Below are 17746 nucleotides of genomic sequence, written 5' to 3'. Positions count from 1 at the left end.
CCTGCTTGGCAGAAAAAGGCTTTATCGTGTGCACAGCGCACTAATCCGTGAATTATAGTTTTCAAAAGTTGCTGTTTGGCGTCGTAGTCGGCGCAGGAGTTTCCCTCTATGTTCAGCTCAGTCTGCTCGGTTTTGCGGTTGCGGCGTATTTTTGCCCTTTCGGCTGGCGTGTTTTGCATTTTAGCGGGCATATGCGCTGTCTTGGTGGAGCACCCCGCAGTTGCTGCCCCGGCTACTGCTTCGTCTGCTCCGGCCCCCTCCTGGGCGCCCGATGCGCAGGATGCCCGCAAGGCTTTGCGCAACGACGCAACCCCGCCCGCCAAACGCGAACCTTCAGTGATGCTTCCACCGCTCGGGGCCGATTCGGTGGGCACAATCCGGCGGGTTGCGCTGGCAGATGGGGCCAAGGTGGTTGCCCTTACCTTTGATCTTTGCGAGCTGGATACAGTCACCACCGGCTGCGATATGGATATTCTCGGTTTTTTGCGGGCCGAGCATATCCCGGCCACGCTCTTTATGGGCGGCAAGTGGATGCGTACCCATTCTCGCCGTGTACTGCAAATCATGACCGAGCCGCAGTTTGAAATAGCCAATCATGCGTGGTCCCACGGCAATTTTGCCCTGCTTTCCCCGGCTGGCCTGCGCGCCCAGGTTTTGTGGACGCAGGCTCAGTATGAGCTGCTGCGCGAGGAGGCCTTGCGCGATGCCAAGGCGCAGGGCCGTCCGGAGCCTGCCATTCAGCCTGTGCCCACGCTGTTTCGCTTGCCCTATGGGCGTTGCAACGACCAGTCTTTGCAGGCGCTGGCAAAGCTGGGCATGCAGGTGGTGCAATGGGATGTGGTGGCGGAATCCGGCGCGGATAATACCAATATCGAGCATGCGCGGCGCGAGGCCCATCTGGTTGCCTCACAGGTCAAACCGGGCTCCATCCTGCTGTTCCACGCCAATCTGGTGCCCAAGGGCTCGGCGCAACTGTTGCGCGAGACTGTGGCGGAACTGCGCCGCAGAGGCTACAATTTCGTTTCTGTGAGTACCCTGCTGGGCATGGGGGTTCCGCAGCGCACCATGAACGGCTATTTTACATCGCCGGGCGACAACAAGGCGCTGGACAGCAAATTCGGTGTTGACGGCTCTGGGCGGCATACGCCCTTTAACGGCGAGTAGCCCTTCGCCTGAAACCGGAAGCAAGGAAATCCCTTCGTGAAGCAATATATTTTTTTTGATCTTGACGGCACGGTGACAGACTCCAAAACCGGCATCATCCGCTCTGTGCAGCATGCCCTGAAGTATTTTGATATTGCCCGCGCTGACGATGAACTGCTGTATTTTATCGGCCCCCCGCTGAAGGATTCGTTCGGCAAGCTGTTTGGGGGCGATGCGGCCAAGGCTGATCTGGCTGTGCAGAAATACCGTGAATATTATTCGGTCACGGGTATATTTGAAAATGCGCTTTATGACGGCGTGGCAGACATGCTGGTAGACCTGCGGCGCGAGGGCCGGGTGTTGTCGCTGGCTACATCCAAGCCGGAACCCTTTGCTCAGCGTATTCTGGAGCATTTTGGCATTGCCAGCCTGTTTGACCATGTGGCGGGAGCGGAGCTGACCGGCCCGCGCAACAGCAAAACGTCCGTGCTGCGGCATGCCTGCGGCCTTTGCGGTGTTGCGGATATGGCGCAATGCCTTATGGTGGGCGACCGGAAATATGACATTCTTGGCGCGCATGCTGTGGGTATGGACGGTGTGGGAGTACTCTACGGCTACGGTTCGCGCGGCGAGCTTGAAGAAGCCGGGGCGGACAAGTTGTGCGAAGACGTTCCAGCCCTGCGGCAGCTGCTCCTTGCGTGATGTCCTTTCAGAGGTTACTTTTTTTGTGCTTGAGGCTTGGTGAATGATAACAAAGTAGCCATCAACGTATAAATTCGTGAACAGCATTAATATGGGTGATGATCGCCATGCATTACGCAACGATATGTGCAATAGCGAAAAATGAAGAGTCTTTTATCAGGGAGTGGGTAGAGTATCATTTACTTATAGGATTTGAACATATTTATATTTATGATAATAATAGTCGCGTGCCTATTTCAGAAGCACTGCCTGAGTATATAGATAGCGGTTTGGTAACTGTCATTAATTCCTCACGCGATGTAGATCAGCAACGCATTGCTTACATGGATTGTTTGCAAAAGTATGGAATCCAATGTAAGTGGATGGCATTTATTGATATTGATGAATTTATTGTGCCGAAGTCAGGGAATGATATTCGTGACATTCTTGACAGATACATTGACTATGGCGGTTTGGCGATTCATTGGAAAATGTTTGGATCAGGAGGACACAGGACTAGGCCTGCTGGCGGTGTTATAAAGAATTATGATAAAGTTGTTTCCTTTGATAATCATATAAAATCAATTGTACAACCCAAAAAAGTCGATAAAGTTTTTACTCCTCATAGTTTTGGATACAAGGATGGAAGCTTTTGCGTGAACGAAGATTGTATTCCAGTTGCTTCGTACCAGTCATACCACATATCCAGAACTATCCAGGTAAATCATTATTACTATAAATCATTGGAAGACTTTAAGGACAAGATTGAACGCGGCTGCGCAACAGGCGTTGACAGAGATCATGCTGCTGCTTTCGCTGACTTTGCAAGGCAGGAATCTCAGGAGGGGATACTGGATCAGACCATTCAGTCTCTGATTGAGCAAAAGAAATCCTGCATGCCAACGCTTGAAGATATTTGTAAAAATGCATCCGTTGGGCAGAAGTCATTGGCTGAATTTGAGTCGTTGATAACTGATTGCATATCAATAAATAAAATTGGTTTGGCATTAAACAGTGTGCGGATATGCAGCAGGTATTATGATGCTCCAATAGTCTGGTTGTTGGCGGCAAGGGTTCACTTGCTGGCTGAACATCATACGGAATGCTTGTACTACCTTCAGAAACTGCTTGTTGATGTTGATAATCCCCTGAGGGCTGGGGCTTATGGCTGTCTTGCCGATTATTACCAGTTTCTTCAAAATGCGGATGCCGCCAATAGCCTGCAGAGGGCTATGTCATAAGAAACAGCGACTCGCAATGTTTTGAGTATGTCCAAAACAAAAAAACTCCCCGCAAGCGGGGAGTTTTTTTGTTCAATATGTCGGTAAACCGTATGGCAGGCGTTTAGCCCAGATCCCAGTCCAGCCCGAAGGTGTCGTGCAGAATACGCACGGCAAGCTCAACGTATTTTTCCTGAATCAGGATGGTGATCTTGATTTCAGAGGTGCTGATCATGAGGATATTGATGCCTTCCTGAGTCAGCGCGGCAAATGCCCGCGCGGCAACTCCGGAATGGTTGCGCATGCCCACGCCGATGGCGGAAACCTTGGCAACGCTCACATCGTGCAGCACTTCGCGCGCGCCGGTCTTTTGGGCCACTTCTTCCATCATCTGCAAGGTCTGCTTGAGATCCTTGCGCGAGATGGTGAAGGTCATGTCGGTATGGCCGTCCTGACTGGTGTTCTGAACGATCATATCGACCAGAATGCCCTTTTCGGAGAGAGGGCCAAACACCGCCGCAGCCGTACCGGGCACGTCGGGAAGGTCGCGCAGGGTCACGCGGGCCTGATCTTTGTCATATGCAATGCCGGAAACGAGTACGGCTTCCATGGTGGAGTCCTCCTGAGTGACAAGCGTGCCTGGATCATCGCTGAACGTGGAGCGCACGCGCACGGGAACCTTATATTTTTTGGCAAATTCTACCGAGCGGATATGCAGCACCTTGGCCCCCATGCTTGCCATTTCAAGCATTTCCTCATAGGCGACGCGGTCCATTTTACGGGCCGTGGAGCAAATGTTGGGGTCGGTGGTGTAAACGCCGTCAACGTCGGTGTAAATGTCGCATTCCACAGAGCCGAGGGAGGCGGCCAGCGCCACCGCAGAGGTGTCCGAACCGCCGCGCCCGAGCGTGGTGATGCGGCCATCTTCGGTGCAACCCTGAAACCCGGCGACCACAAGCACATCGTAGTCGTCGAGGTATTTGCGCAGGGAATTGCTGTCGATGGAGCGAATGCGCGCACGTCCAAAATCGTTGTCCGTGGTGATGGGAATCTGCCAGCCGAGCAGCGAGCGGGCGCGAATGCCCGCATCTTTGAGCAGCATGGTGAACAGGCTGATGGAAACCTGTTCGCCAGTGGAAACGAGAGAATCAACTTCCGCGCGGTCAGGCGTGGAAGACCATTCATCAGCAAGGGCAAGCAGCTTGTTGGTGTCGCCAGCCCGCGCCGAAAGCACCGCAATGACCTTATACCCCTTGGCAAGGCCTCCCAGCACTTTCTCGCGTACCTGCTTCATGCACTCCAGCTTGGCAACGGAAGTGCCGCCAAATTTCTGGACCAAAATTTTCATGCCTGTATCCATTGTCCTCAATCCTTGATGGGTACAACAGGTCAGCCCACCCCGGAACTGGTTACCCGTGGTCAGGACTGTCCACAGGCCAATTTCGGCGCAGGTGGCGCAAAAGCTCAGAGGCAATAGGGCCGTGAGCTTGCAGCGTCAGTAGGCGACCTTCTTCGCACGGTTGCAACGAGATGTCCAGATAATCTTGCGGCATTTCCGTCTCGGGCAGGTATTCCGACCATTCCAGCACAGAGAGGATTTGCGGATTGTCCAGACCTTCTGCGATTTCATCGGGCAGGCTGCCGGGGCTGCGGTACAGATCGCTGTGTATGACAGACGGCTGGGTAGGGTAGTAGTTGCAGAGCGTGAACGAAGGGCTGCCCACCTCGGCCTGATCCCCGCCGGGCATGGCCTCCACAAGGGAGCGGGTGAGCGTGGTTTTGCCGCTGCCAAGCGGGCCGCGCAGCAACAATGCCGCAATGCCGCAGGTGGCGACAGCCTCGGCAAGCATATGTCCAAGGCGGTCGGTATCAGAAAGATTGTGCAGGATTATCTGGGCCATGGCAGAATGTCGTCCTTTGATTCACTGGCTGCCATGCAGACAGAGAGGGTTTGCGGCAATGCATCTGCCACTGCCGAAGGCGTATTGCCCCTGAGGGGCCATTGTTCGGCAAGGCTTTTGCCCGCAAGGGCGTGCAGGGCCGCTGCCTGCCCGGCCAGTATGTGGGATGAGGTCAAAGTCTGATTTGCGGTATTGTTGTGCACTTGCGCTTGCTCTTTTGCGGTCTGCATGCCGGGCAGCATCCGGGCAAGCAGTCCGCCAGCGCAGCCCGCCAGCACATCGCCCGAGCCGCCCACCGCAAGCTGCGGCACATCGTAGGGGCAGAGCAGTGTTGGCGCTTCAGCCTGCCCTATGAGGCTTGCCGCTCCTTTAAGAATAATCACGCCACGGCAGAGGCCGCGCAGGCGCTCTAGCGCGCCTTGCCGGTCGGCCTGAACATCCGCTGCGGAACAGCCCAGCAGGGTTGCCGCTTCGCCGGGGTGGGGCGTCAGAATATCATCTGCGGTTATGCGGTCGAGCAGGCCTTGTCGCCCGGCCAGCAGCACCAGGGCATCGGCGTCAAATACCGTGGGCGGTCTGTGGTCCAGTGCCAAAAGAGCTTCAACAAAGGCTGCAGCGTCCTGCGCTCGGCCCATGCCGGGGCCGACCACAAGGGCGGCGCAGCGTTGGGCCAACTCCATAAAATTTTGCGGCAGGCGGGCGGGCCACTGACGTTCGCTCTCGCCCAGAGGCAAGGTCATTATTTCGGGCCAGCCGTTCTTGATATCCGCAATGCCAGCACCGGGCGCGGCGGCGGTTACAAGGCCTGCGCCTGCGCGCAGGGCCGCGCGGGCGGCAAGATGCGCCGCTCCGCCAAGACCGGGCGCGCCACCAACCACCAGCACATGCCCGTATGAGTTTTTGAAGCCTCCGGGCTGAATCGCCGCAAGTGGGGCGAGGCAATGCCCGTCAGCGACGTAAAAAGAGCAGGGAGCCTTGCGCCGTGCGGCAAGGGGAATGCCAATGCTGCGCACGTGCAGTGCGCCCGTCCAGGGGCGCGCCTCGGGCAAGGCCAGCCCCGGCTTTGCGGCCGCAAAGCTGACTGTGGCCGTGGCACGCACTGCTTCCGGCATGGGCAGGCCGGTGCGTCCGTCGAGGCCAGATGGAATATCGAGCGCCAGCACAAAGGGACGGCTTTGCAGGGAATTGACCGCGCGCACAAGCTCCAGCGCATCCGGTCGCAGTTGACCGCTGAAACCTGTACCCAACAGGCCGTCCACAAGAATGTGGGGGAGTTCCGCCCGTTGGAAGACCGCCGGGCGGCAGCGTTCAAAGGTAACGCCTGCGGCTCTGGCAATGCGCACATGCTTGCCGCAGGCCCCCTTGCAGGAGGCGAGAGGCCGCGCGTGCAGCACCAGCGGTTCCGCGCCCGCATCTAGCAAATGCCGCGCAAGGCATGCGGCATCGCCGCCGTTGTTGCCGCTGCCCATAAGCAGCCAGACGCGCAGACCCGCCAGCCGTGGCTGGTATTTGTGCAGGACGTCAAAGGCCGCTCTGGCGGCATTTTCCATCAGCAGTTCTTCCGGCAGGCCAAGGGCCATGGCTTCCGCATCCCACTGGTGCATTTCAGCAGGCAGGGGCAGGGGAGGGAACAGATCGTCAAATGAAGTGGGCATGCTTATGCCTCCAGCACCACAACCGCCACAGCGGCATTGCGGTCATGACTTATGGAAATGTGGGCGGCGCGCATGCCCATAGTTTTAGCCCGCGCAAGCGCAGGGCCGTGCAAATGGAGTTGGGGTTGCCCCGCAGGGCCGCGCAGCACCTCTATATGGAGAGGGCCGATCCCCTCGTTAAAGCCAGTGCCAAGCGCCTTGACCGCAGCCTCTTTGGCGGCAAACCGACCGGAAATGTAGGTGATGGGATTCTCCGGCACGAGTTTCAGTTCATCGGGGGTAAGGATCTTTTGCAAAAAGCGCTCTCCAAACCTGTCGTAACTTGCCTTGATGCGTGCCAGTTCCGTAATGTCAGTCCCAATGCCTATGATCATCAGTTATCCACCATATGCAGTACGGGCGGAATGTACTGCAAATAGGGCTGTTGCCCATTAAAAAAAATTAGCGTATTGGTTCGCTTTCAACCTAAACTATTCTGACCCGTTCCCCGCTGTAACGTCAAGCGCGCTGGCTGCGGGAACGTACGGAGAAATTTTGTATGAAGTTGTGCATTATCGGGACCGGCTATGTTGGCTTGGTCAGCGCCGCGTGCTTTGCTGAAATGGGTAATACCGTGACCTGCGTGGATGTTAACCCGGCTGTGGTGGAAAAGCTCAATGCCGGTTCCGTGCATATTTTTGAACCCGGTCTTGAACCCATGGTTCGCCACAGCCGTACTGATGGCCGCCTCAAGTTTACTACCCGTCTTGAAGATGGCATTGCGGATGCCGACTGCGCCTTTATCTGCGTTGGCACCCCGCCCCAGCCCGATGGCTCGTGCGATCTGAGCTATGTGCGTCAGGTGGCTGGCGAAATTGGCCGCCACATGCAGAACGACCTCGTGGTCGTGGACAAGTCCACGGTTCCCGTGGGCACCGCTGACGAAGTGCGCGCGCTCGTGGAAAAAGAGCTTGCAACGCGCGGCGTGTCCTACAAGGTGGACGTGGTTTCCAACCCCGAGTTCCTCAAGGAAGGCGACGCCATCTCCGACTTCATGAAGCCCGACCGCGTTGTGCTTGGTACGGATTCCGAACGCGCCGCTTCGCTGATGCGCGAACTGTATTCGCCCTTTGCCCGCACCCGCGACAAGATCATCGTCATGGGCGTGCGCAGCGCAGAAATGACCAAGTACGCGGCCAACTGCATGCTTGCCACCAAGATTTCCTTTATCAACGAAATCGCCACCATTTGCGAAAAAGTGGGCGCGGATGTGCGCGATGTGCGCACCGGCATCGGCTCAGACACCCGCATTGGCTACCAGTTCATCTACCCCGGCGTGGGTTACGGCGGTTCGTGCTTCCCCAAGGACGTGAAGGCGCTCATCCACACCGCTGAAAAGGCTGGCGTGGAACCCAAGCTGCTCAACGCTGTGGAAGACGTCAACGCCCGGCAGAAAAAGCACATGGCTGGCCGCATCATGGAATATTTTGCTCCGCAGGGCGGCGTGAAGGGCAAAACCCTTGCGCTGTGGGGGCTGGCCTTCAAGGCCAATACCGACGACATGCGCGAAGCCGCTGCCATCAGCATTGTCAACGAGCTTACCGCCGCTGGCATGAAGGTTCGCGCCTTTGACCCGGTTGCTGCCGACAATGCCCGCGAAATATTCAAAGATAATAAGCTGGTTGAAATTGTGGACAGCCAGTACGGCGCATGCGAAGGCGCTCAGGGCCTGCTGGTGGTTACGGAATGGAACCAGTTCCGCAACCCCGATTTTGACAAAATCAAGGGCCTGCTGACCGCCCCCCTGCTGTTTGACGGCCGCAACCTGTACTCGCCCAACTTCATGGCGCAGCGTGGGTTTGCGTACTTCTGCATTGGCCGCCGCGCCGACTAGAGCCTGGTAACACTTTGATTCTTTTGCTTCCTTCTTTGGCGGGGAACAAATTACTCCTGGTGTTAACAGCCCCTTGTAAAAATGCTCAGTAGATAGTTTGAAATGGTTGAAGCCGCCCGGAGCCGATGCTCCGGGCGGCTTTTGTCATAAAAAAGGCTCTGTTCCACAGGAACAGAGCCTTTAAGCTTTTTATATGCGGTAAAAACTATACGTTGAACAGGAAGTGCATGACGTCGCCGTCGTTGACCACGTATTCCTTGCCTTCCACGCGCAAGACGCCATCGGCGCGGCAAGCCGCTTCGCTTTCGTGGCTCATGTAGTCGGCGTAAGAGATTACTTCGGCCCGGATAAAGCCGCGCTCAAAGTCGGTATGGATGACGCCAGCGGCCTGCGGGGCCTTCCAGCCCTTATGGATGGTCCAGGCGCGGACTTCGTCCGGCCCGGCCGTAAAGTAGCTATACAGGCCAAGGGTGGCGTAGCCGGTGTGGATGATGCGTACAAGGCCGCTTTCATCAATGCCGTAGGAGGAGAGCAGTTCCGCCTGTTCCTCATCGGGCAGGCCTTGCAGTTCTTCTTCAAGCTTGGCGCAAATGCGCGCAAAGCCGGACTGGCGTTCCTTGGCAAAGGCTTCAAGTTTGGCGGAAAATTCATTGCCCTCGGCAACGGCGGCTTCATCCACATTGGCGCAGTAAATAACGGGCTTGGCCGTGAGCAGGCCAAGTTCGCGCCATGTGGTCAAAAAGCTCTCGTTATCAGGCAGGTCAAATCCCCGCGCGGGCTTGCCGTCGTTGAGCTGAGCCAGCAGGGTCTGCATGATTTCTGCGGATGTCTTGGCATTTTTGTCAAACTTGGCAAGCTTTTGCAGCTTGTCCAGGCGTTTTTCAACGCTTTGCAGGTCGGCCAGCAGCAGTTCTGTTTCAATGGTGTCCACATCGCGCAGGGGATCAACGCCGCCGTCCACGTGGGTGATATTTTCATCCTCAAAGCAGCGCACCACATGCACAATGGCCGCGCATTCGCGAATGTTGCCCAAAAACTGGTTGCCCAGCCCTTCACCCTTGCTTGCGCCGCGTACCAGACCTGCAATGTCGATAAAATCAACACTGGCGTAAATGGTCTTCTTGGGCTTGGCCTTGGCGGTCAGGGCGTCCACCCGCTTGTCCGGCACAGCCACCGTGGCCTTGTTGGGTTCAATGGTGCAGAAGGGGTAGTTGGCGGCCTGGGCATTCTGGGCCTTGGTCAGGGCGTTGAAAAGGGTGGATTTGCCAACGTTGGGCAGGCCCACAATACCAATACTGAGCGACATGTTGTCTCCTTGCTGCGCGCAAAAAGGCGTATAGCCCGCAGTGGGCGGCGTGCCCGCGCGGGATTGGCCGCCAGCAAAATCAGCGGCCCGGGTTCACGGATCGTTACGCTATTGCCCCGGCGGGCACGGCGGAATTATTGAAAACAGCGGCTGCCGCAAAGGCAACCCGCGCCGTCAAGCAGACAGGCGCGGGCATGTTATAGACGCAAAGCGCGTATGAGGCAAGGACGCTACTGAAGCCGTGTGCTCACCGAGGGCGCAAGCCCGTCGCCGGGCCGGGCCTCGCGCACGAGGGGCCGCAGGTCGTCCGTAATGGGCACAGTGGCCGTGCCCATGGCCAGCACCTCATTGCTTGAGGTGTGGATAAGCCGGATGCTGAAGCGCACCTGTTCGCTGGTAGTCACATAGGTGCCCGCCAGTATGGCCTGACTGGTGCCGCTGGGGCTGGCAAGCTGGCGCACGTCGCGCGTCAGGATAAATTCGCCCTTGAGTTTGTCAAAGCGGATATCGCGCCCCTTGCGCAGTTCCTGAAAGCGGTAGCCCGCACTGATGAGCCAGCGGGAGATTTCTTCCGTCATCTGGCGCGCCAAGGGCGAGGCTTCGTCCAGATTGTTGATGTTGACCGGGGTGGTGCCCATGATCATGATGCGGGCGCGGGCAAGGGCTTCGCGGTCTTTGCGGCTCATGTCCTGACTATCGCCCGAAAAGCGCATCATGATCTGTTCGTCAAGCTGCTTGGCAATGCTTACGGCAGCAGTGGGCACGTTTCCGGCTGCCGCCGCCGTGAGCGGAAAGAGCAGGGCCGCAAGCACAAGAATGGTAATGAAAAAACGGTTCATGTCGATCCTCAGCGCATGGTGCGCAAAAGCAGTTCAACGCCGTCCAGCTCCCTCTTTATAATACCAAGGGTCTGGTCGTCGGCACAGATGGAAAGGGCCTGGAGATAGCGCTGCCGCGCAAGTTCATAGCGCCCCTGTTCGCGGAACTGACGAGCCTGACCAAGATAGGCCAGGCTGTGCTCGTTGGCTTTAGAAAGATAATTGGCCCGTTCATTTGCCTCGCGCTTTGCCTGGGCGTCATTGCCCTGCCCGCTGTATGACGACATGCTGTCGGCCAGCGCGCTGGCTGGCAGTGCCGCAAGGGGTAGGCCGCATGCGGCCATAAGGCAAAGTGCGCAGATGTTGTTCAACGTTTTTTTCATGGCAATTCCGGCATTACCGGCCTTGTTTGATTACAAGCGTGCCGCTGCTGATGCTGCTGGCAGGCGTATAGAGCGAAGTTGGGGCAGGTTTGGCTGGGGCGCTTGAACTGCTGGCCGTGGCCTTTACTGGCGGGGGCGCATCGGCCTCGGCCATGCGTGTCACAATGGGGGTATTCACCAGTACAAGCTGGCCCGTGCGCATCACAAGGCCATCGCTGGCGCGCACCAGCCGGGCGTTGATAAAGGTTGCGTCCTTATCCACATAATAGGTGCCCACAACAAGCGCGGCCCATTTTTGCCCGGTGGTTGACACCATCTGGTTGGCGGCAAGTGCAAGGTCATCACGCCCGCCCTGAACGTTGATGGCCCCGTTCAGCCTGTATTCGCGCGTGGGAAAGCCCCGCTGGTTGAATTCATAAAACAGCGATTCAGCCATCAGCCTGCCCATGGGCGAGCTTTGCGAGGTATTGTTCTGGTTCACAAAGGCCGTGGGCATGGCCACAAAGCCCTGAATGGCATCGTTGGGCATGGTGGCAAGCATCTGCTCGGCCAGTTCGCGGCTTTTGAGCTTCAGCTCCACGGCGTCCGTATAGCCGGGCGAAAGCGCGGAAGGCCCGCTTTTGCTACAGCCGGAAAAGAGCGGCAGCAAAAGTGCGCAAAGCATAAGAAGACGCGGCATTATATGCATACAAACCCCGAGTGAAATTGCTCTGATGCAGCTCCTCGCGCCGTGATCCCGATAGATCCCAGGCGGGATAATTCCTCGCTTGCCAGGGGCTATTGCCCACAGCCCAGCGGAACTGCTCTTACCATAGTCTTATCGTCACAATGGCCGTCAACTTGAGTGCTGACGGAAAAAACGTCAGCCTGAGGCCTTTTTTTAAAACTTTGCAAGACACGTTCCAGATATCCATTTGCCCAATGGTCGCTTACTCTCAGGCTGTCCAAATGGGGTTTGTGCGGCACAGAAACTCGATACATGCGGCAAGGCTTGCCGCAAAACCCACAGCGCGGCTCGTGCTGCGCGCACTTGGCTTGCAGGGGGAAATAGCATAGAAGACTCGTTTACGGAGTGCCGTGGCTTTAGCCCGTGGCTCCACTCGTTTTTGTGAGGGAAGCATGCAAAAGCACACAACCCGCGCCATCCGTCTGGGCGGGCTTTCCATTGGCGGCGGTGCGCCTGTTATGGTGCAGAGCATGACCAATACCGACACACGCGATGCCGAGGCAACGCTTGCGCAGATTGCGCGGCTTGAGGCGCGCGGCTGCGAGGCCGTGCGCGTGGCTGTGCCGGACGAGGCTGCCGTTGCGGCCCTGCCCGCCATCCGCGCGGGTACGCGCCTGCCGCTCATAGCGGACATACATTTTGATTACCGCCTTGCCGTGGCCTCGCTGGAGGCCGGGCTTGAAGGCCTGCGCATCAACCCCGGCAATATCGGCCCCAAGGAGCACGTGGACCGCGTGGTGGATGCCGCCAAGGCCCACGGGGCGGTCATTCGCGTTGGGGTAAACTCCGGCTCGGTGGAAAAGCGCCTGCTCCAGCAGTACGGCGGCCCCTGCCCCGAGGCGCTGGTGGAAAGCGCTCTCACCCATGTGCGCATGCTTGAGGCGCGCGGTTTTTACGATACCAAAATTTCGCTCAAGTCCTCCTCTGTGCTTGATACCATTGCCTCCTACCGCAAGCTTGCCGAAGCTTGCGACTACCCCCTGCACATCGGCGTTACCGAGGCCGGGGGCCTCATGCGCGGCACGGTAAAATCTGCCGTGGGGCTTGGTATTCTGCTGCACGAGGGCATTGGCGACACCCTGCGCGTTTCCCTCACCGCCGACCCGGTGGAAGAAGTAACCGTGGCGTGGGAAATATTGCGCGCCCTTGGCCTGCGCTCGCGCGGGCCGGAAATCATCTCGTGCCCCACCTGCGGGCGCACGGAGATTGACCTGTTTTCGCTGGCACGCGCGGTGGAAGACCGCTTAGCCACCTCCAAGGCCGACATCAAGGTGGCGGTCATGGGCTGCGTGGTCAACGGGCCGGGCGAGGCCCGCGAGGCCGATCTGGGCGTTGCGGGCGGGCGCGACAAGGGCATCATATTTCGCAAGGGCGAGGTCATCCGCTCGGTCAAAGGGCAGGAGGCCCTGCTGGCGGCTTTTATGGAAGAACTGCAACAACTGCTCAACGAAAAGGAATCACAGTAATGCGTTTCAGCAACTGCTATATTCCCACCCTCAAGGAATCTCCGGCGGATGCCGAGGTAATCAGCCACAAGCTTTTGCTGCGCGCCGGTATGGTGCGCAGGCTTACCTCGGGCATGTACACCTATCTGCCGCTGGGCCTGAAGGTGATTGAAAAAATAAGCCGCGTCGTGCGCGAAGAAATGGCCGTCGCCTACTTTGAAGAACTGCTCATGCCCATGGTGCAGCCCGCCGACCTGTGGAAAGAATCGGGCCGCTGGGAGCATTACGGCAAGGAACTGCTGCGCTTCAAGGATCGCAACGAGCGCGAATACTGCCTTGGCCCCACGCATGAAGAAGTCATCACCGACCTCGTGCGCGGCGAAGTGCGCTCTTACCGTCAGCTTCCCGTGCGTCTGTACCAGATTCAGACCAAGTTCCGCGATGAAATCCGCCCCCGTTTCGGCCTCATGCGCGGGCGCGAATTTATCATGAAGGACGGCTATTCCTTTGACGCCACGGAAGAAGGCGCGCAGCAGAACTACTGGGCCTGCCACGCGGCCTACAAGCGTATTTTTCAGCGCCTTGGGCTCAAGTTCCGCCCTGTGGAGGCCGACTCCGGCTCCATCGGCGGCAACTTCTCGCACGAATTCATGGTGCTGGCCGAAACGGGCGAAGACACCATCGCCTTTTGCCATCACTGCGACTACGCGGCCAACGTGGAGCGCGCCGAGGTAGTCTGGAACGGCAAACCCTGCACGGAGACCTGCGCTCCGGCGGAGAAGGTAGCCACCCCCAACGCCCACACGGTGGAAGAAGTGGCGGCCCTGCTGGGCGTGCCCGCAACCTCCGTGGTCAAGACCATGCTCTTCAAGGTGGACGGCAAGCCCGTGGCCGTGCTGGTGCGCGGCGACCGCGAAGTGAACGACATCAAGCTCAAGAATCTGCTCAGCGCGCAGGATGTGCTCATGGCCGACGCCGCCACCGTGCAGCAGATCACCAAGGCCCCTGTGGGTTTTGCCGGGCCTGTGGGGCTGGAAATCCCGGTCTACGCCGATGCAGAACTGCAAGGCGCCACAGATTACGTGGTGGGCGCCAACGCTGGCGATGCCCACCTTGTGCACGTTGACCTCAAGCGCGACGCCACGGTGACCGCCTGGGCCGACCTGCGCGCCATCACGCCTGAAGACACATGCCCCCGCTGCGGTGGCCGCATTGAGCTTACGCGCGGCATCGAAGTGGGTCACGTGTTCATGCTTGGCCGCAAATACAGCGATGCCATGCATGCCGCCTTTCTTGACGAAAACGGCAAGGAACAGATCATGATCATGGGCTGCTACGGCATCGGCGTTTCCCGTGTGGCCGCCGCCGCCATCGAGCAGAACAACGACGAGCACGGCATTGTGTTCCCGCCGCCGCTGGCTCCTTACGACTGCATCCTGCTGAACCTTGACCCGCGCAACGACGAGGTCAACGCCAAGGTCGAGCAGATCTACGCCATGCTCAAGGATATGGGCGTGGACGTGCTCATGGACGACCGCGACGAACGCCCCGGCGTCAAGTTCAAGGATGCGGACTTGTTGGGTATTCCCATGCAGCTCGTGGTGGGCGGCAAGGGCCTTGCCAAGGGCATTGTGGAATGCAAGGATCGCCGCAGCGGTGAAAAGGGCGAACTGCCCGCCGATGCCATGGCTGAAGCCTTTTCCGCCTGGGCCGCCAAGGTTCGCGAGGGGTGGGCGCAGCAGCAGGGCTAGGGCTGTTCCTAACTAATTCACGCCTCGGTCTGAGGGTTTGTTATAGGTTGAGGTAATGTAAAAGGGGCACTGTCAGTGCCCCTTTTACGACAAAAAAGCTTTTTTTCAGATAGATAACCTGACACGGAGCACCATGCAGGAAGCCATACTGTCTGTCCGTGAACTCACGGAACAGCTGCGCAAAACCCTTGAGGGACGTTTCCCCTTTGTCTGGGTGCGGGGCGAGGTGACCAACCTGACCCGTCCCGGCTCCGGGCACGTCTATTTTACCCTCAAGGATGCCGATGCGCAGTTGCAGTGCGTGTGGTTCAGGCACATGCAGCGGCAGAACAACCAGGGTTTTGATCCGCTGACAGGCGAGGTTTTTGACGCGCCGCGTCCTTCGCCGCTGGAGCTTTTGCGCAACGGGCTGGATGTGCTCTGCGCGGGGCGCATCACCCTGTACGCGCCGCGCGGGCAGTATCAGCTTGCCGTGGAACTGGTGCAGCCAGCGGGCGAGGGCTTGCTTGCGCAGGCCTTTGAGGCCAGCAAGCGCAAGCTGGCAGCTCTGGGCTATTTCAGCCATGAGCGCAAACGGCCCCTGCCGTATGATCCGCAGCGCGTGGCCCTTATCACCTCCCCAACGGGCGCGGCAATCCATGATTTTATGGAGCTTGCGGCCAGCCGGGGCAGCGGGGCGCGCATTCGTCTGTTCCCGGCTCTGGTGCAGGGGGCGGATGCTGCTCCCTCCATTGTACGGGCGCTGCACGAGGCCAATGCGCAGGGCTGGGCGCAGGCCGTTGTGCTGGTGCGCGGCGGCGGTTCGCTGGAAGATTTGTGGGCCTTTAATGAAGAAGCTGTGGCCGAGGCAGTGTTTGAGTCGCGCCTGCCGGTGCTGGCGGGCATCGGGCATGAGGTGGACGTTACCCTTGCCGACATGACGGCAGACCTGCGCGCGGCAACGCCCTCGCATGCGGCGCAACTGCTCTGGCCCGCGCGGGCCGAACTGATGCAAAAGATTGACGAGGCGGAGGCCGCCCTTGTGCGCGCCGCGCGGCGGCGGCTGGAAACAGCGGGGCAAAGCCTTGCCCAGTTTGAAAACGCCCTGCGCTGGTTTTCGCCCATGCGGCATCAGGCCCGGCTTGCAGAACAGCTTGACGGCCTGAACCGTTCCTTGCACAGGGCCGCGCGCCAGTGGCTCGATACCACGGAGGCCCGGCGCGACAGGCTTGAGCGCGCCCTGCAAACCGCCTTCAGCCCTTCACGGCTGGATGTACTGGGCAGCAGGGTAGAGGCTCTTTCTGCCAGTCTGGCTGCTGCCATGCCGCGCATGCTGACCGCGCAGGAGCATCTGTATGATGCCGCGCATCAGCGCTTGCAGTCGGCAGGGCAGGAAATGCTTGCCCGCACCGGGCGCGAACTGGAAAAATGTGAATTTGCTCTGGCAGCCGCCAACCCCCTCGCGCCCCTCAAGCGCGGCTATGCCCTTGTGCATGGTGCGGATGGCAGGCTGCTGCGCACGGTGACGTCGGCCCCTGCGGGCAGCGCCATCACGGTGCGGCTGGCGGATGGCAGCCTTGCCGCCGTAGTCAACAAAGTGCTGCCAGATGTTGCGCCTGACTCGGATACAGTTGCGTTGCCGGTTGCCAAAAAACAAGGACGGAATAGCTGATGTCTGTGCTCACGCGCATGCTCATGGTTCTGTTGGCGGGGGCTTTTCTTTTTGTTCCTGCAGCCGTTCTGGCTGCGCCGTCCCCCACTCCAGCCCTCGCGCTTGACGCGCCAGAATCCGTAGCCAGAGGGGATGCCTTTCCCGCCCTGGCGGTGAGCGACATGCCCGTAAAGTCCTTTACGTTCCGCTGGCTGGGCAAAACCTACGAAGCCAGGGCCGAGCAGGTGAGCGCCAATACCGCTGCGGGCGCTGCAACGCGCTGGCAGGCCGTCATGCTGCTGCCCGTGCCGCTGGAAGAAAAGGAATCCGCGCGTGATCTTGCTATCTCCACGGGCAATGGAAAGGATGCCCCCGCCGTAGCGCGCAAGATTGCTTTTTTTGACAAAGATCGCCCAATGCAGAAGCTGAACGTGGATAAAAAATATGTTGATCCCCCGGCGGCGGAAATGGCGCGCATCAAGGCCGACAGGGAGCTGGTGCGCCAGGCCCTGGCCCAGCGCCTGCCCGAGCGCTTCTGGGTGCTGCCCTTTGTGCGGCCTGTGCCCGGTGATGTTTCAAGCCTGTACGGCCTCAAACGCGTGTTCAACGGGCAGCCGCGCGGGGTGCACAAGGGCCTTGATCTGCGCGGCCCGCAGGGGCAGCCTGTACTTGCCTGCGCCGATGGGCAGGTGGGCCTCACGGGGAATTTGTACTTCTCTGGTAATGTAGTGTACATCAATCACGGCGAAGGGGTGTTCACCGCGTATTTGCACCTCTCTGAAATACTGGTGCAAAATGGCGATCGGGTGCGCAAGGGGCAGGTTATCGGGCTGGTAGGGGCCACGGGCCGCGTTACCGGGCCGCATCTGCATCTTTCGCTTCTGGTTCAGGGCGAGTCGGTTGACCCGCAGCCCTTTTTGACAACCGGGAACGCCAGGGGAAACAATCCATGAGCGCCAAGACAGACAATACTTTTGAAAAAAAGATGGCCCGGCTTCAGGAGATCGTGGCGGCGCTTGAAAGCGGCGACCTGCCCTTGGAAAAAGGCATGGCCCTGTATAAGGAAGGAGCGGCGTGCTCGCGCTATTGCCGCGAGCAGCTCGACAAAGCCCGGCATGAGCTTGAAATCTGGCAGGATGGTCAGGCTCGTCCCCTTGAGTCACGCCCTGTGGCGGCAAGCGGGCTGAACGCAGAAGAGGAGGCGGAATAGGCG

At 58.8% G+C, this 17746-nt stretch carries 17 protein-coding genes; 9 read left to right on the top strand and 8 right to left on the bottom strand.

Annotated features, from left to right (window positions below):
- Positions 1–108 precede the first annotated feature (108 nt).
- The 3 genes from QZ383_RS12470 to QZ383_RS12460 all read left to right on the top strand — a co-directional run bounded on the left by QZ383_RS12470 (position 109) and on the right by QZ383_RS12460 (position 3065).
- Positions 109–1164 (top strand): polysaccharide deacetylase family protein, encoded by a 1056-nt coding sequence (locus QZ383_RS12470; RefSeq protein ID WP_291445873.1) that lies wholly within the window; start codon positions 109–111, stop codon positions 1162–1164.
- Positions 1165–1200: 36 nt separating this feature from the next.
- The gene (locus tag QZ383_RS12465) at positions 1201–1845 is read left to right on the top strand and encodes an HAD-IA family hydrolase (RefSeq protein WP_291445871.1); all 645 of its coding nucleotides are present in this window, start codon (positions 1201–1203) and stop codon (positions 1843–1845) included.
- Between the two features lie 107 nt (positions 1846–1952).
- Positions 1953–3065 (top strand): glycosyltransferase family 92 protein, encoded by a 1113-nt coding sequence (locus tag QZ383_RS12460; protein WP_291445869.1) that lies wholly within the window; start codon positions 1953–1955, stop codon positions 3063–3065.
- Between the two features lie 103 nt (positions 3066–3168).
- Here the strand turns inward: QZ383_RS12460 and QZ383_RS12455 are convergent, their stop codons facing one another.
- The 4 genes from QZ383_RS12455 to QZ383_RS12440 all read right to left on the bottom strand — a co-directional run bounded on the left by QZ383_RS12455 (position 3169) and on the right by QZ383_RS12440 (position 6974).
- Positions 3169–4392, bottom strand: coding sequence for an aspartate kinase (locus QZ383_RS12455; RefSeq protein WP_291445867.1), 1224 nt, complete (start codon positions 4390–4392; stop codon positions 3169–3171).
- A gap of 61 nt (positions 4393–4453) precedes the next feature.
- Positions 4454–4945 (bottom strand): tRNA (adenosine(37)-N6)-threonylcarbamoyltransferase complex ATPase subunit type 1 TsaE, encoded by a 492-nt coding sequence (locus tag QZ383_RS12450; RefSeq protein ID WP_291445865.1) that lies wholly within the window; start codon positions 4943–4945, stop codon positions 4454–4456.
- Positions 4933–6600 carry an NAD(P)H-hydrate dehydratase gene (locus QZ383_RS12445; protein WP_291445863.1) on the bottom strand — a complete coding sequence of 556 codons (1668 nt, stop codon included), beginning with the start codon at positions 6598–6600 and terminating at the stop codon, positions 4933–4935. The genes QZ383_RS12450 and QZ383_RS12445 overlap by 13 nt, the downstream gene beginning before the upstream one ends.
- 2 nt (positions 6601–6602) lie before the next feature.
- On the bottom strand, positions 6603–6974 hold the full coding sequence (locus tag QZ383_RS12440) for a holo-[acyl-carrier-protein] synthase (protein WP_291445861.1): 372 nt from the start codon (positions 6972–6974) through the stop codon (positions 6603–6605).
- Positions 6975–7138: 164 nt separating this feature from the next.
- On the opposite strand from QZ383_RS12440, the gene QZ383_RS12435 reads away from it, so the two are divergent.
- Positions 7139–8473 (top strand): UDP-glucose/GDP-mannose dehydrogenase family protein, encoded by a 1335-nt coding sequence (locus QZ383_RS12435; RefSeq protein WP_291445860.1) that lies wholly within the window; start codon positions 7139–7141, stop codon positions 8471–8473.
- 205 nt (positions 8474–8678) lie between these two features.
- Here the strand turns inward: QZ383_RS12435 and ychF are convergent, their stop codons facing one another.
- The 4 genes from ychF to QZ383_RS12415 form a co-directional block, all read right to left on the bottom strand.
- A complete protein-coding gene (ychF, locus tag QZ383_RS12430; RefSeq protein WP_291445858.1) occupies positions 8679–9779 on the bottom strand; it encodes a redox-regulated ATPase YchF in 1101 nt (366 codons plus the stop codon).
- Positions 9780–10009: 230 nt separating this feature from the next.
- Complete coding sequence (locus QZ383_RS12425; RefSeq protein ID WP_291445856.1) at positions 10010–10618, bottom strand: FlgO family outer membrane protein; 609 nt, start codon at positions 10616–10618, stop codon at positions 10010–10012.
- A gap of 8 nt (positions 10619–10626) precedes the next feature.
- Positions 10627–10980 (bottom strand): hypothetical protein, encoded by a 354-nt coding sequence (locus tag QZ383_RS12420; protein WP_291445855.1) that lies wholly within the window; start codon positions 10978–10980, stop codon positions 10627–10629.
- Positions 10981–10993: 13 nt separating this feature from the next.
- A complete protein-coding gene (locus QZ383_RS12415; RefSeq protein WP_291445853.1) occupies positions 10994–11659 on the bottom strand; it encodes a FlgO family outer membrane protein in 666 nt (221 codons plus the stop codon).
- Between the two features lie 440 nt (positions 11660–12099).
- Here QZ383_RS12415 and ispG point away from each other — a divergent pair, with 440 nt between their 5' ends.
- The 5 genes from ispG (at position 12100) to xseB (ending at position 17743) form a co-directional block, all read left to right on the top strand.
- Positions 12100–13173 (top strand): flavodoxin-dependent (E)-4-hydroxy-3-methylbut-2-enyl-diphosphate synthase, encoded by a 1074-nt coding sequence (ispG, locus tag QZ383_RS12410; protein ID WP_192111965.1) that lies wholly within the window; start codon positions 12100–12102, stop codon positions 13171–13173.
- A complete protein-coding gene (locus QZ383_RS12405) occupies positions 13173–14903 on the top strand; it encodes a proline--tRNA ligase (RefSeq protein WP_291445851.1) in 1731 nt (576 codons plus the stop codon). Before ispG ends, QZ383_RS12405 begins: the two co-directional genes overlap by 1 nt.
- A 133-nt stretch (positions 14904–15036) precedes the next feature.
- Positions 15037–16554 carry an exodeoxyribonuclease VII large subunit gene (gene xseA, locus QZ383_RS12400; protein WP_291445850.1) on the top strand — a complete coding sequence of 506 codons (1518 nt, stop codon included), beginning with the start codon at positions 15037–15039 and terminating at the stop codon, positions 16552–16554.
- Positions 16554–17486 carry a M23 family metallopeptidase gene (locus QZ383_RS12395; protein ID WP_291445848.1) on the top strand — a complete coding sequence of 311 codons (933 nt, stop codon included), beginning with the start codon at positions 16554–16556 and terminating at the stop codon, positions 17484–17486. Before xseA ends, QZ383_RS12395 begins: the two co-directional genes overlap by 1 nt.
- Positions 17483–17743: an exodeoxyribonuclease VII small subunit gene (gene xseB / locus QZ383_RS12390; RefSeq protein ID WP_192111962.1), complete on the top strand. Its 261-nt coding sequence runs from the start codon at positions 17483–17485 to the stop codon at positions 17741–17743. Before QZ383_RS12395 ends, xseB begins: the two co-directional genes overlap by 4 nt.
- The last annotated feature ends 3 nt before the right edge of the window (positions 17744–17746 follow it).

This window comes from Desulfovibrio sp. (assembly GCF_019422935.1).
Lineage (GTDB): Bacteria > Desulfobacterota > Desulfovibrionia > Desulfovibrionales > Desulfovibrionaceae > Desulfovibrio.
Note: the sequence above shows the minus strand (reverse complement) of the source record. Positions and strands in the feature narration are given on the sequence as shown.